The 14,680-nt window shown below is 42.8% G+C and carries 11 protein-coding genes; 3 read left to right on the top strand and 8 right to left on the bottom strand.

Annotated elements, in window-relative coordinates; all coding sequences use genetic code 11:
* Positions 1–97 precede the first annotated feature (97 nt).
* The 8 genes from PseudUWO311_RS11245 to PseudUWO311_RS11210 all read right to left on the bottom strand — a co-directional run bounded on the left by PseudUWO311_RS11245 (position 98) and on the right by PseudUWO311_RS11210 (position 12,225).
* Entirely contained in the window at positions 98–1,501 is a 1,404-nt protein-coding gene (locus PseudUWO311_RS11245; RefSeq protein WP_142655332.1) for a cobyrinate a,c-diamide synthase, read from the bottom strand.
* Positions 1,502–1,510: 9 nt separating this feature from the next.
* Positions 1,511–1,888, bottom strand: coding sequence for a hypothetical protein (locus PseudUWO311_RS11240; protein ID WP_142655331.1), 378 nt, complete (start codon positions 1,886–1,888; stop codon positions 1,511–1,513).
* Between the two features lie 199 nt (positions 1,889–2,087).
* Complete coding sequence (locus PseudUWO311_RS11235) at positions 2,088–5,267, bottom strand: efflux RND transporter permease subunit (RefSeq protein ID WP_142655330.1); 3,180 nt, start codon at positions 5,265–5,267, stop codon at positions 2,088–2,090.
* Positions 5,268–5,321: 54 nt separating this feature from the next.
* Positions 5,322–6,578, bottom strand: a complete 1,257-nt coding sequence (locus PseudUWO311_RS11230; protein WP_142655329.1) for an MFS transporter — start codon at positions 6,576–6,578, stop codon at positions 5,322–5,324.
* Entirely contained in the window at positions 6,578–6,958 is a 381-nt protein-coding gene (locus PseudUWO311_RS11225; RefSeq protein ID WP_142655328.1) for a hypothetical protein, read from the bottom strand. Before PseudUWO311_RS11225 ends, PseudUWO311_RS11230 begins: the two co-directional genes overlap by 1 nt.
* 135 nt (positions 6,959–7,093) lie before the next feature.
* Positions 7,094–10,201 (bottom strand): efflux RND transporter permease subunit, encoded by a 3,108-nt coding sequence (locus PseudUWO311_RS11220; protein ID WP_142655327.1) that lies wholly within the window; start codon positions 10,199–10,201, stop codon positions 7,094–7,096.
* Entirely contained in the window at positions 10,201–11,754 is a 1,554-nt protein-coding gene (locus tag PseudUWO311_RS11215; protein WP_142655326.1) for an efflux RND transporter periplasmic adaptor subunit, read from the bottom strand. The genes PseudUWO311_RS11220 and PseudUWO311_RS11215 overlap by 1 nt, the downstream gene beginning before the upstream one ends.
* A gap of 24 nt (positions 11,755–11,778) precedes the next feature.
* Positions 11,779–12,225 (bottom strand): hypothetical protein, encoded by a 447-nt coding sequence (locus tag PseudUWO311_RS11210; RefSeq protein WP_142655325.1) that lies wholly within the window; start codon positions 12,223–12,225, stop codon positions 11,779–11,781.
* Positions 12,226–12,543: 318 nt separating this feature from the next.
* On the opposite strand from PseudUWO311_RS11210, the gene PseudUWO311_RS11205 reads away from it, so the two are divergent.
* From PseudUWO311_RS11205 to PseudUWO311_RS11195, 3 genes are all read left to right on the top strand, one after another.
* A complete protein-coding gene (locus PseudUWO311_RS11205; RefSeq protein WP_223807539.1) occupies positions 12,544–12,759 on the top strand; it encodes a hypothetical protein in 216 nt (71 codons plus the stop codon).
* Positions 12,760–12,885: 126 nt separating this feature from the next.
* Entirely contained in the window at positions 12,886–14,052 is a 1,167-nt protein-coding gene (locus PseudUWO311_RS11200) for a sensor histidine kinase (protein ID WP_223807538.1), read from the top strand.
* Positions 14,027–14,680 carry a response regulator transcription factor gene (locus tag PseudUWO311_RS11195; protein ID WP_142655322.1) on the top strand — a complete coding sequence of 218 codons (654 nt, stop codon included), beginning with the start codon at positions 14,027–14,029 and terminating at the stop codon, positions 14,678–14,680. Before PseudUWO311_RS11200 ends, PseudUWO311_RS11195 begins: the two co-directional genes overlap by 26 nt.

The raw sequence follows: 14,680 nt of genomic DNA, 5'->3' as shown, positions 1-14,680 counted from the left end.
GCGATCGCCATGATTACAAACTTTGTTCTATTTGTAGATTTTATTAAGTCCCCCAAAAGATTAAGGCAGCGCAAAGCGCTGCCTTAATCTTTTGAGCCTAGTAAGAATGACTGCATCTGGACAAAAAACTATCTAGCAAATGAGTTTGTGAACCAAAGTGCAGATGGGTATAAGCAGCGTGAACTTGATATTTTTGCCAGCCTTCGGATGGATACTGTAAGTGCGAATCGTAACCTTGTAGAGAATACAAGGGCTGATCGCAGATTTCGGTTAAAGATGAGCGATGAAATTCATGTCCCCAAATCCGATCGCCTTTTTTCATGAGAGGACTATCTTGCAAAGCGATCGCCTGTCGATATCCGAGAGTTAGGCGCTTTCCCATTTTTGCTGCCGTCGGGAAAATATTCACCATTGGGAAAGATTGCTCCTGAAAATCAACAATGCGATCGCATAGATACATCAAGCCTCCACATTCAGCATAGGTAGGAATTCCTGATTTAATCACATTGTGAACTGATTCTCTAGCAGTTTTATTCTCGGCTAATTCATTGGCGAATACTTCAGGAAAGCCACCACCGAAATATAAGCCTTGAATATTTTCAGGTAAAGTGCGATCGCTAATTGGACTCCAAGGAATTAATTCTGCACCCATTTCTCGAAATAGATCCAGATTGTCGGCATAGTAAAAACTGAAGGCTTTATCTTGAGCGATCGCAATGCGGAGCCCCTCACCCCCAGCCCCTCTCCCATGGGGAGAGGGGAGTAATATTTCTTCTCCCCCTCTCCCCATGGGAGAGGGGGTTGGTGGGTGAGGGCTTTCCATTAATGGCAATAACTTCTCCCAATCAAAACAAGTTTCACCTAAATGAGCCAAGCGCTCAATAATTCCATCAAGATCGGACATTTCCGCAGTGGGGACTAGTCCTAAATGGCGATCGGGAATGGAGATATTATCTTGGCGGCGAAGAACCCCTACAATTGGTAAATTTAATGGCTCTAAAGCTTGGGTTAATAATTCTAAATGGCGATTGCTACCAACGCGATTGAGCACAACTCCTGCAATGTGAATACGTGGATCAAAAGTACGATATCCATGTGCGATCGCGGCAATAGATCTGGAAGTACTAGCACAATTGAGAATCAAGATTACGGGAATGTTTAACAATCTTGCAATGTGAGCTGTGCTAGCAGTGTCGTCTTTGCCTGTAGCTCCATCGAATAGCCCCATTACCCCCTCAATCAGTGCATATTCAGCATTCTGACTATGTTTTGCAAAGCATGACTTTATATAGGATTCGGAAGTTAAGACAGGATCGAGATTTCGACAAGGTAGCCCCGTGATGTAGGAATGGAACATCGGATCGATGTAGTCAGGTCCCACTTTAAAAGATTGCACTGGAGATTTAACAGATGGCGATCGCGCTTTCATTGCAGCTAATAGTGCCAAAGTCACTGTGGTCTTGCCTACGCCACTCCGCTCACCCGCGATAATTATTGCCATTGTTAGAATTTACCTTCTCCACCAAATGTAAATCATACCATTTTCCATTTGATAAGCCCGATCGCTTACTGTCTCAAATCTTTCACTCGGATCGTAAAGTCCAAGCTTTTTATAAACTTTGCCACCTCGATCGTCTCTATAAGTAAAGGCTACTCCATCATAATTTCTGAAGGATTGACGCACTCCATCTTGCCATACGATCTCAGCATCGAAAACTTCAAGCTTAGAAGCAACCTTGCAGGGCATCGCCGCTTGAGGCGTAACAGAGCCATTTACAAAGTACATACAAAACGCTTCGCGAGTTTGAATACTAGCTTGAACTGGTGATATAACTGCTAATGATGCGATCGCGGAAATCACCCCAATTACAGTAGCTTGAATTTTCATGGTTTAACTTCTTGATTTATTTATGAATGACACATTGCAGAAAGACAAAGCCAAATCATAAAAAGTTCCCGTCTAAGAGGAGAGGCAGCGCTTTGCGCCAGTAAGGAATAAATGGCATAAATTGCCGCAAAAATTTACGCAGTTTCAATAGACCAATTACTTCGAGTACTTTTGATGGGCGATCGCGCATCATGGGGATTCACTCTACGGTATTTTTTGTAGCGCGTTTGATAAATAACCGTTGTAAGAGTTTTGCTAAGATCTTAAAAGTATTGGTATGTTTGAGGTTGGGATGACCGAGCATTTTTCTCCATGCTTCCATATAGGTATAAAAAACAGGCGTTAGATAAAGAGTCAAAATTTGTGAAAACACCAAGCCACCAACGATCGCAATGCCAAGGGGACGACGCGCCTCTGAGCCTACCCCACTGCCAAGAGCGATCGGCAATGTACCGATCAGTGCTGCCATGGTTGTCATCATAATCGGACGAAAACGAACTATACAGGCTGCGTAAATTGCATCTAGAGGTCTCTTATTTTCTCGACGCTGGGCTTCGATCGCAAAATCAACGAGCATAATTCCATTCTTTTTCACAATTCCTACTAAAAGAATAATCCCAATAAAGGAATAGAGATTTAGCTCCACTTGAAACACCCATAGAGTTAGCAATGCACCAAAACCTGCGGAAGGTAGTCCAGACAGAATTGTAATCGGATGAATAAAATCTTCATAGAGAATTCCTAGTATCAAATAAATCACCACAATTGAGACTAATAACAACCAGCCCAAATCATTAAAAGATTGGCTAAAAACCTGCGCCGATCCTTGAAAACTAGTGGTTATAGTATCTGGTAAAACTTCCTTAGCAACTTTTTTAATTGCTTCGGTGGCATCACTGAGTGATGTTCCTAACTGCGTGTCAAAGGAAATTGTTGCGGAAGGAAGTTGGGCAAGGTGATTGACGGTGAGGGGCCCAACATTTTGCACAATTGTTGCGATCGCACTTAAGGGAATTGATTTCCCACTATTAGATTTGACATAAATCATTGATAATGCGGTCGGATCTCGTTGGAATTCTGGTTTCAGTTCTAAAATAACGTAAAACTGATTATCTGGCGTATAAATTGTCGAAACTTGGCTGGAACCATAGGCGTTGCCTAGAGTCCTTTCTATTTGTGAAGCAGTAATTCCTAAAAGAGCAGCTTTATCATGGTTGATTTGTATTTCTACCTGTGGAGTTCTGAGTTGGAGATCGCTATCAACGCCACGCAGTCCAGGCAAAGTTTTGACTTTTTCCAAGAGCTTTGGCACAGAATCTCGGAGATCCTGTAAATTTAGGCTCTGAAGGGTAAATTGATAGGTGGAATTGGTTTGCTGTCCACCAATGGGAATCGCCGCAGGAGAGCGTAAAAATGTTTGAATACCAATAACACGACGTAGTTTGGGTGTAAGTTCCTGTATGATTTCGTCGGCGCTGAGTTGTCTCTGATCACGGGGTTTTAGCCGAATCGTAATCCGTCCATTATTTACGGAAGCATTAGGACCCGATGCGCCAACCGTTGAGTTGAGAGCCGCAATATTAGGGTCTTGACGAATAATATCTACTACCTCTTGCTGATGCTTTAACATATTGTCAAAGGAGATATCTTGGGCGGCTTTGGTATTGGCGGATAGTTGCCCTGTATCCTCTGTGGGAATAAAGCCTTTAGGAACGAGGGTAAACATATAAAAGGTGAGGAATAGCAAAATGAAAGAACTAATCATCGTGATGCGGCGATGTTTTAAGACTGGCTTCAATGTCCATTCATAGCATTTGAGCAAATTATCGAAAGCACTCTCTAGAAAATTTGCAAAACGGCTGGGGCGATGATCGGGAGATCGCTCACTAGATTTTAAGAAGCGGCTACAAAGCATTGGTGTAAGACTAAGAGAAACAAAACCTGACACCAAAATGGCAATGCTAATCGTAATCGCAAATTCATGGAACAGCTTCCCAATCAACCCACTCATAAAGATAATGGGAATGAAGACTGCGACTAAGGAGAGAGTCATCGATAAAATTGTGAAGCTGACTTCTTGAGAGCCCTTTAGCGCAGCCGTCATTGGTGACTCTCCCATCTCGCGATGGCGGACAATATTTTCCAGCACGACGATCGCATCATCAACCACAAAACCAACAGAAAGAGTTAACGCCATCAGCGACAGGTTATCAAGGGAAAATCCTAATACGTACATGGCGGCAAATGTGCCGATGATGGCGATCGGTAAAGCCATACTGGGAATCATCGTGGCAGGGAGATCTCGCAAAAATAGGAAGATCACCATGATCACAAGGGCAATAGAGAGAATTAAGGTAAACTGCACATCTTGGATCGAAGCACGGATTGAAAGAGAGCGATCGTAGAGAATCCCCATTACAATTGATTTAGGAATTTGCGCTTGTAATGTCGGCAACATCGCTTTAACTGCATCGACAATTTTTACAGTGTTAGCTCCTGGCTGAGGCTGCACGGCTAGAACGATCGAAGGCTGATTGGAAACTTTGCGATCGCTAAACAAATTGGAAACTTTATTGTTTTGGATACTATCGATCACATTACCTAAGTCCTTGAGCCTAACAGGTGCGCCATTTTGATAGCTGACAATTAATTCACCATAGGCTGCAGCATCATTTAGCTGTCCATTTGCTTCAATCAGATAACTTTTATCTTTGCCAGACAAACTGCCTGTGGGTAGGGTGACATTACCTTGCTGAATTGCCGTCTTAATTTGATCGAGTCCAATTCCTTTAGCCGCCACTGCTTGTGGATCGAGTTGGACTCGGACTGCATATTGCTTTTGACCGTAGACTCCTACTTGCGCCACACCATTGATGGCGGAGATGGGTTGCGCGATCGTGATTTCGGCATTTTCATCTACTTCTGAAATTGGTAAGGTTTCTGAATAGAGATAAAGATAAAGAACTGGAGAAACCGATGGATTGACCTTACGATAAGTTGGTGGTTTGGGCATATTTGCAGGAAGTTGTCCTGCTGCCGCCGAGATTGCCGCTTGCACGTCTTTAGCCGCATCAGCGACGTTGCGGCTAAAGTCAAACTGTAGAGAAATACTCGTGCTACCTGTAGAACTAGTGGAGTTAAAAGAGTTCAGTCCCGCGATTTCCGTAAATTGTCGTTCAAGGGGTGCAGCCACCGCCGATGCCATCGTTTCAGGCGTTCCCCCAGGCAGGCTTGCTGAGACGCTGATAAAGGGATATTCCACATTTGGAAGAGCGCTAATCGGTAATAAGGTATAGCTAAGAATCCCAAAGATGAGAATACCAACCATGACTAAAGTAGTCATGACAGGGCGGGTAATAAATAGTTTAGAAAGATTCATGATATTACCTGCTAATTATTTAGAAAACTCTATCTGAATGAGTGTAGATGGGACTTATAAAGGAACGGCGGGTAGAATTTTCTTTGCGAGATAAATAGGACGCACTATTAGTCTCAACTTTGGTAACTGCTTCACAAATAGAAATCCACTAATAACGCAAACAAGACCACTAATAATAAGTGTGACTGGAGCGCCGATCGCATTCGCTAAACTTCCCGCTAGCAAGCTACCAAAGGGGTAGACACCTAAGAAGGACATTGTAAATAAACTCATTATCCTTCCACGCTTATCATCTTCAACAATAGTTTGCAAAATGGTATTGCCACCCGAAAGATGTAAAATCGATCCTAATCCTACCAACATGATCGCTGGAATCGATAGCCAAATAGTTGGGGACAAAGCAAATATAATTAATCCCACACCGCATAGAATTGGAGCATAGGCAAACACTTTTCCTAAGCCCAATACTGTCGATCGCGTATTCATGTAAAGTCCACCGATGAGTGCACCTATGCCTGATGCAGTAAGTAACAATCCCAAAGTATGAGCATCACCATGTAAAATTTGCGTTGCAAATATTGGCATTAGGGTCGAACTTGCAACCACCATTAGGCTGAATAAGCTAATCATCATTAATATTGACCTTATTGGTAGCGAATGAAAAGCGTAGTTAAATCCCTCTTGAATGCGTTGAATCGGTCTCATTGAGTTCAGAACAAGGGGTTGAGGCTTGAGATGCATGAGCAATAGCCCGACAATCACGGCAATATAACTGAATCCGTCAAGAAGAAAACAATAGCCAGCACCAATTCTGGTAATGATTATTCCTGCGATCGCAGGTCCAATTAACTGCGCTCCTGTTGATATAGAAGAATTCAAGGCGATCGCGTTCATCCGATCTTCAGGGCGTTCAATCATATCGTAGACAAAGGCTTTTCTTACGGGATAATCCACAACATTGATTAGTCCTTGGAAAAAACCTAATCCCAATAAAAGCGAGATATTAATAGTTCCAGTTAAAGTTAATATTGCCAGAGCTAAAGATTGAATCATTGCCAATACTTGTGTAATTACTAGCAGACGATGCCGATTGTAGCGATCGGCGATCAATCCACCAATAGGAGCGAGTACAAAGCTAGGAATTTGACAAGCAAATCCAACTAAACCCAGCATCAAAGCAGAATTTGTTAATTGATACACGATCCAACCTGTAGAAAGTTTGGTCATCCAAGTACCAATCAGTGAGATACCATGTCCAGCAAAGAATAGTCGGTAGTTTCTAGAACGCAGGGCGGGGAGGGTAATTTTCATTAGCTCCCCCTATTAATCTTAGAAAAAGCTGTGAACAGAGAGATAACTACCATGATCGATAAACCGATCGCAAAGGAAAACTCGGCAATCCTTCCAACTCGTAAAGCTCTATGGAGATTAGGCGATCGCAAGGCATAAAAAGCCGTAACACAGGAGAATAGGAATACCAGTGAATCTAATGCAAGAAAATCATCAATAGATGTATCCATTTGTTCAGCAACACTCGCAATATGGATGAGTTCGACTCCAGCCTGACAAATCCCCACCATCACCGCAGATATTTTAGAAATATGCAAGTAAATCTGCCTTGAAGGATTACCTTGTCGATGGTGTTTTGTTGAGTGATAAGGAATATTGCTCATGTTCTTTAATCTAATCATGGAGAGAATCCTACGAGGTTTTTGGGTTGAGTGTAGGATGGGTTAGCGATAGCGTAACCCATCATTTTGAGCTAATTGATGCGTTACATTGCACTAACGCATCCTACAAATAATTGACTTCCTACCTAGATTGGGTTATCGACTTGCAGACAATGAGAAAATTTGCCGCAAACTAAATCCTTTCAGTTTCTTACGCCATGATTCCATGTAAACATAGAAGACAGGAGTTAAGTACAGAGTTAGGATTTGAGAAAAAATCAATCCACCCACCACAGCAATACCCAAGGGACGGCGTGACTCTGAACCTGCGCCAAAGCCGATCGCGATCGGGATCGTTCCCATCAGGGCTGCCATCGTGGTCATCATGATCGGACGGAACCGTACTAAACAAGCTTGATAGATGGCTGTAGCAGGTTTTAATGCTTCAGTGCGCTGAGCTTCAATCGCAAAGTCCACCATCATAATTCCATTTTTCTTGACGATGCCTACTAATAGAATAATCCCAATGAAAGAATAAACGTTGAGTTCTACATGAAATATCATCAGGGTTAGCAAAGCGCCAAAACCTGCGGATGGCAAGCCAGAAAGAATTGTGATGGGGTGAATGAAATCTTCATAGAGAATCCCCAAAATTAGATAAATCACCAGAATCGCGATCGCTAATAAAAATATTAAACTAGGCAAGGAGCTTTGGAACACTTGACTGGCTCCCGTAAAGCTCGTGGCAATATTTTCGGGGATCGTCTCATGAATTAATTGTTCGATTTGCTGGTTGGCATTTCCCAAAGCCACATTGGGCGCTAGGTTATAGGAAATTGTTGCCGAATTCATTCGCCCAGCATGATTGACCATTAACGGTGCAACCGCTTGGGAAACTGTTGCGAAGGTCTTGAGTGGTACGACTTGACCAGAAGTGGAAGTGATATAGAGAGATAGCAAAGCTTTGATATCTTGCTGATATTCTGGTTCCAATTCAAGAATTACCTGATACTCATTAGTAGAAGCATAAATCGTTGATACTTGGTAGGCTCCATAGGCACTTCTGAGAGAATTCTCAATTTGTTGGGCGGTGATCCCATGTGTAGAGGCTTTATTGCGATCGATGTCAATTTTGACTTGAGAAGTCATCTGCAAATCGCTATTCACATCTTGCAATAGAGGCAATGCTTTCAGTTTTTCTACTAGTTTCGGCACATATTCTTGTAAAGGCTGCACATCGGTATTTTGAAGTTCCAGTTGATATAGCCCCGTAGTTTGCTGAGTTCCGATGGGAATCGCAGGTGGATTTTGCAAAAATACTTGAATACCTGTGATATCAGCAAGTTTTGTTCTTAATTCTTGAATAACTTCATCGGCGCTTGCCTCTCGTTGCGATCGCGGTTTCAAGCGAATAAATAGACTTCCTGAATTACTAGCACTCGAAGCACCACCAGAATTTGCGCCAATATTCGAGTTGACAGCATCCACATTGGGATCTTTGCTGATCAGTTCAGCGACCGCTTGTTGATGAATCACCAGAGCATCAAAGGAAGTATCTTGCGCGGCTTGAGTCGTGCCGATAATTTGTCCAGTATCTTCACTGGGGATGAATCCCTTCGGCACAGCTACAAATAGTCCAATGGTGGCAAATAGCAGTACAAAGGATAAAATCATCGTGGTGCGATGGTACTTCATTACTGTTTTTAGACTGCGATCGTATAGACCGAGAAAGCGATCGAATATTGCCTCTGTTGCCCGATAAAAGCGACTTTGTGTTGAGTGATGAACAGGACGTAGAAAGCGACTGCATAACATCGGCGTTAGGCTCAGCGAAACAAAACCCGAAACCAGAATAGAAACAGCGATCGTCATCGCAAATTCATGGAATAAGCGCCCCAATAGTTCGCTCATAAACAACATGGGAATGAATACAGCGACTAATGAGAGCGTCATTGACAGGATCGTGAAACCAATTTCCCTAGACCCGTTAAGCGCTGCTTGCATAGGGCGTTCGCCCATTTCCATATGTCGCACGATGTTTTCCAACATGACGATCGCATCATCCACCACAAAACCCACAGATAAGGTCAACGCCATCAGCGACAGATTATCAAGGGAAAAATTTAGCTGGTGCATTACCGCAAATGTACCGATCAGCGATACGGGCAGAGCCAAACTGGGAATTACCGTTGCTGAAAGGTTTCGCAGAAATAGGAAGATAACTAAAACGACTAAGGCGATCGTTAAAACTAGCGTGAACCTAACATCATCAACGGAATCACGAATTGATTGTGAAGCATCGTACAGCACGCCAATTTGCACAGAGTTAGGAACCTGTTCGCGCAGTTTGGGTAGTAATTTCTGGATCGTATCGACAACTTCTACCGTGTTTGTCCCAGGTTGGCGTTGAATTGTGAGAATAATAGCGCGAGTATTGTTATACCAGCTTGCAACTTTATCATTCTCAACGCTATCAATTACTCGTCCCAGTTGTTCTAGATAAATTGGTGCGCCATTTTTATAAGCAACAATCAATTTGCGATAGGCGGCGGCATCTTGAAGCTGCCCGTTAGTCTGTACTGTAAAGTTTTTATGATCGCCCGAAAGACTTCCTGTCGGTAAGTTGACATTGCCTTGCTGGATAGCCGTTTGCACTTGATCGATGCCAATCTCTTGACTGGCAAGCTTTTGCGGATCAAGTTGAATTCTTGCCGCATACTTTTGCGAACCGTAGACGCTCACTTGCGCTACCCCCGAAATTGTCGAGAGCTTTTGGGCTAGGTAAGTTTCGGCGTAATTATCGACTTGAGAGAGCGGCAGAGTCGGAGAGTAGAGGTATAGATAGAGAATCGGTTGATCGGCTGGGTTGACCTTGCTAAAGGTGGGAGGATTTGGCAGATCGTTAGCAACTTGTCCAGAAGCCGCCGCGATCGCAGCCTGTACATCTTGAGCAGCATCGTCAATACCTCGGCTGAGGTTAAATTGCAGCGCGATTTGTGTTTTCCCTAATGTCGTCGTGGAGTTGAGCGAATCCAATCCCGCAATACTAGAAAACTGCGCTTCTAAGGGACGTGTTACCGAAGCTGCCATTGTTTCGGGACTAGCTCCTGGTCTTGCCGCCGTTACCTGAATCGTGGGATAGTCCACGCTAGGTAAATAGCTGATCGGTAAAGACTGATAGCTCATCCATCCAAAAATGAGGATTCCCGCCATCACTAAGGTCGTCATGATCGGGCGACGAATGAAAATTTCTGACAGATTCATTAATTAGCTCCCTCGGTAGCACCAGAGCGGCGACCTTTTCCTGATTTCTTGCGATCGCTGGCAGGCTTATTCGGATCATCACTAGCTTTAGCACCGCTAGAACCAGTACTACTATCAGCCGCTTTAACCCTGATCTTGCTACCATTGACCAAGTTCGCTTGACCATCGATAACGACGCGATCTCCTGATTTGAGTCCTTTCTGAATTACATCTAGCCCGTCAATGCTGCTACTCGCAACTACAGGGACATTGGTAACAGTCGGATTATCTTGATCTTCATCATTCACCACAAATACGAACTGTCCGTTGGCTCCATTCTGCACTGCTTGAGCAGGAACGACGATCGCATTCGGTTCTTCATTGAGCGTCAGCGTCGTATTTACAAATTGCCCAGGAAATAACTGTCCGCCTGCATTATTAAAATCGCCAATCAGTTGAATTGTGCCTGTCGTATTATCAACCGTATTGTTAATGAAGGTTAAAACTCCTGAAATTGGCGTATTGTTACCCGCAAAGGTCACACTCACATTGAGCTTGCCATTCTTCATCCGTTTTTGAATTTCGGGCAGATTTACTTCAGGAATCGCGAAGGCAACTTGAATCGGATTAACTTGCGTAATTGTGACTAGCGGACTGGTACTATTCGCCTGTACGACATTGCCTTCCGTAACCAGAATATTCCCAGCGCGTCCATCAATCGGTGCATAAATTTCCGTATAGGAAGCCTGAACCTGTACATTTTGATATGCGCCATCATCGGTAGCAACTGCCGCTTCCGCATTAGCGATCGCCGCTTTATCACCCTCAACTACAGCAAGCGCATTCTGAATCGCTTCGCGATCGCTTTGTAAAGTTGCATCCGAAACCCGATTAGCAGTGCTATATTGCTGTGCTTGATCTTGGCTGATTGCCCCTTCTTTATAGAGATTGTTATAGCGATCGCTTTGGGATTTCGCAAATTGTGCCTGTGCTTCATCCTTTGCTAAGTTTGCTTCTGCCGATCGCACTAAGCCAATATCTCTAGCTAAGTTAGCCCTTGCCTGTTGCACTTGGGCGAGAGAACTTGCAACTACCCCTTGCGCCTGTTGAATTGAAGCAATTTGCGATCGGTTATCAATCGTAAACAGCAAATCGCCCTTATGTACCTCCTGTCCCTTCTTAAAATGGACACCTGTAATCTTTCCGCCCGTCTGCGGTGTCACTGAAACCGTTGAGCTAGCCTGAACATTCCCGATCGCCTGTAATTGGATTGGCACAGTCTTTTGGATAACCTTAGCCACTGCCACGGGAGTAACTTGCTCGCGTTTATCACCTTTTTTGCCAGTAGCAGCATCGTCTGTTTTTGGAGATGTCAGCGCCCGAAAGCTAAAGAAACCTACAGCTCCCAGCAATAGCAAGCCCACGATTGCCAAACCAATCTTTTTTTTGCTCAAACTTCTAGGTCGATTTTTTGAAGACTTGCGATCGCTATCAATATCGTCAGGAAATCCTTGGGAAGAATGATTAAGCCCTTCCTCATAATTCAAGGGAATCTCTAATTGCTTCTCATTCATGATAATTACTGGGAATAATAAGAACTATTGTGGTGATGTGTTAGCTGAAGCATCTGGTGTCTGCTCGTAGGACTTTTCCATAATGATCTGAATCTTGGCTTTCTGTTCCGTCGTCAGATTGAGACTAGAAATGGCACTACGAAGCTTATCTCCCTGTTTCAGCTTTGCCTGTAGCTGTTGTACTTGGTCAGGAGTTAGGACTGCTTCAATCTGTTTACGCCTTGCTTCACGCCTTTGCTTACGTTCTGGATCGCCTTCTGTTTTTGTAGAACTATTTGCTTGCGGTGTATCAGAAGGAGTACTTGCAGGAGAAGAATTTGCCTGAGAAGGGGTAGAAGCCACTGGCGCAGGGCTAGTCGGCGTGTCTGGATTAGCTTGATTGCAAGCGGTGATCATACCTCCAAGGAGGAGAGCATATATGATTAAAGGGGCGATCGCAGTTAGCTTCATTTTGTGCTTATCGATTTCCATGGGGAATCTTTGAAGTAATCTAAAGTTGAAATAAAAAAGCTCAGGACTGTTTAAATATTCCTAAGCCGTAGGTGTGAGGAGTCATAACGACTACAATCATCTTATTGGGTGCAAAGAATTTACACATGACCATGAAGTAACGACTTGGATAGTCGAAAAGTAATAAAAAGCAATTAAGTACTAGTGACTTTTTTCCTATTGTTTTTTGAAAAATTAGTCGTAATTTCTCTAGCGCGATCAACAAAAGGATTGTTATATAGATAGTACTTAGAGAAAAGTTGCCTCATAACTCTTGAGGGCAACTTTTGTAGATACACAATGAAGAGAGAAAATATTATGAAGCTTGGTGCAATCTTAGTTCGTAAAAAACTAATATCTCAAACTCGTTTAGAGCAAACTTTGGCTCTTACAGCATCTACTAATAAGAAGCTTGGTGAATTGTTGCTTGACAATGGACAGATTTCCGATACTCATCTCAAAGAAGCTCTGAACGAACAGTACTGGCGAAATCATGGATTTTGGATCATTGACTAAGTGATCGCAGCTATAAAGTTTAAGTCTCATTAATTACTGGGTAAGCCCCTTATGAATCCCTCACCCTATCGCTCATTTCATTTTTTACTACAAATGGAGTGGCTACTAATTGCCACAGCAATAATAATGGAAACACTATTACCGTTCCATTGGTCTTGGTTGCTAATCATACAAGTAATGACGATTCTGGTATTAGGGATGATGGGCTTATGGCTGCCGATCACCAGTCTCAAGAAAAAGGTGTTTTATACATTTCTAGAATTTGCATTGATCATGCTGCCTGCTACACAGGGGATTTTGGCCACACGTCCAGTTTTCTTGCTGTGTCTTGTTCTCTTAATGCGAAGTTGTTTAATCTTTAAACGATCTGGACAAATTGTAGTTCTGGTTTTGTCACTTCTATCCTATAGCGCCATACTTTTAACTAAACCGATTGAGCTAGCCAAGCCTCAATTAGCGGAAATTGTTTGGGATTCACGAATCAGTAATATTCTCTTATTTGGTTTAACGCTAATCTTCGCATTACTTCTAATTAATGCCTTACTTGCTGAACGACAAAGCCGCGAAAAGTTAGAGAAAGTATATCAAGAATTAGAAATCACTCATCATCAGTTACGTCAATATGCTGTTCGCATTGAAGATCAAGCTACTCTTCAAGAACGTAATCGGATTGCCCGTGAAATTCATGATGGACTAGGTCATACTTTAACGGCTCAAACAATTCAAATTAATAACGCTCTAATTTTTTGGCAGACTAAAAGTGATCAAGCATTAATTGCGATCAAACAAGCTAAGCAATTGGGAGCAGAAGCCTTGCTAGAAGTACGGAAATCAGTTTCGATGTTGCGCTCAACTTCCTTAGATGGGCGATCGCTTAAATCAGCTCTCGACAAGTTATTTCAAGATTTCAAAAATAGTACAGGAATTGAAATATCGCCTAACATCTATTTACCACAATCCTTATCTTCAGAAATTAATACTAATCTCTATCGAATTATTCAAGAATCTTTGACGAATATTCATAAACACGCTCAAGCTACAACCGTAAATATAGATTTGTTACAGGAAGAAGGATATGTAAGGCTTATCATTGAAGATGATGGTGAAGGCTTTGAGCCAACTCAAAATACAACTGGGTTCGGTTTGCAAGGAATGAAAGAAAGAATTGCTTCGCTTTACGGGCAGTTTATGCTCGATAGTCAAATCGGAAAAGGTTGTCGCATTTTTGTTTCTTTTCCACTCGTTAACTTAGGTACACAGTCTTCTTATGATTCAGATTCTATTAGTAGATGATCAGTATATTATTCGACAAGGACTGAAGACTATGCTTGAGTCTAACCCTGATATGCAGGTGATTGGCGAAGCTGAAAATGGACAAAGAGCGATCGAACAGATTCCCCTATTACAACCCGATATTGTGCTGATGGATATCCGAATGCCAATTATGGATGGCGTGGCGGCAACAGGTGCGATCGCCCAGTTATATCCCGATCTCAAAATCCTGATTTTGACTACCTTTGACGATGATGATTATGTCTCTAAAGCAATGCGATTAGGCGCAAAAGGTTATTTACTCAAGGACACAGAACCTGATGAACTAGCTATGGCAATTCGGGCAGTCATTAAGGGACATACGCAGTTAGGACCTGGCTTGTTTGAAAAGGCAATCGCCAATACGAGTAGTCCTACGATTTCACCTCCATCAGAATTAGCACAGCTTACTCCCAGAGAATTGGAAGTACTGAAATTAATTGCTGCTGGTTCTAATAATCGTGAAATTGCCGAAGTACTATTTCTATCAGAAAATACCGTTAAAAATTATGTCACCAATATTTTAAGTCGTTTAAATTTACGCGATCGCACCCAAGCTGCTTTATTTGCCCATTCGCTCTTTCACGACCACAATTTAGACTCTGATTGA

Origin of the sequence: Pseudanabaena sp. UWO311 (assembly GCF_006937785.1) — a bacterium.
Lineage (GTDB): Bacteria > Cyanobacteriota > Cyanobacteriia > Pseudanabaenales > Pseudanabaenaceae > Pseudanabaena.
Note: the sequence above shows the minus strand (reverse complement) of the source record. Positions and strands in the feature narration are given on the sequence as shown.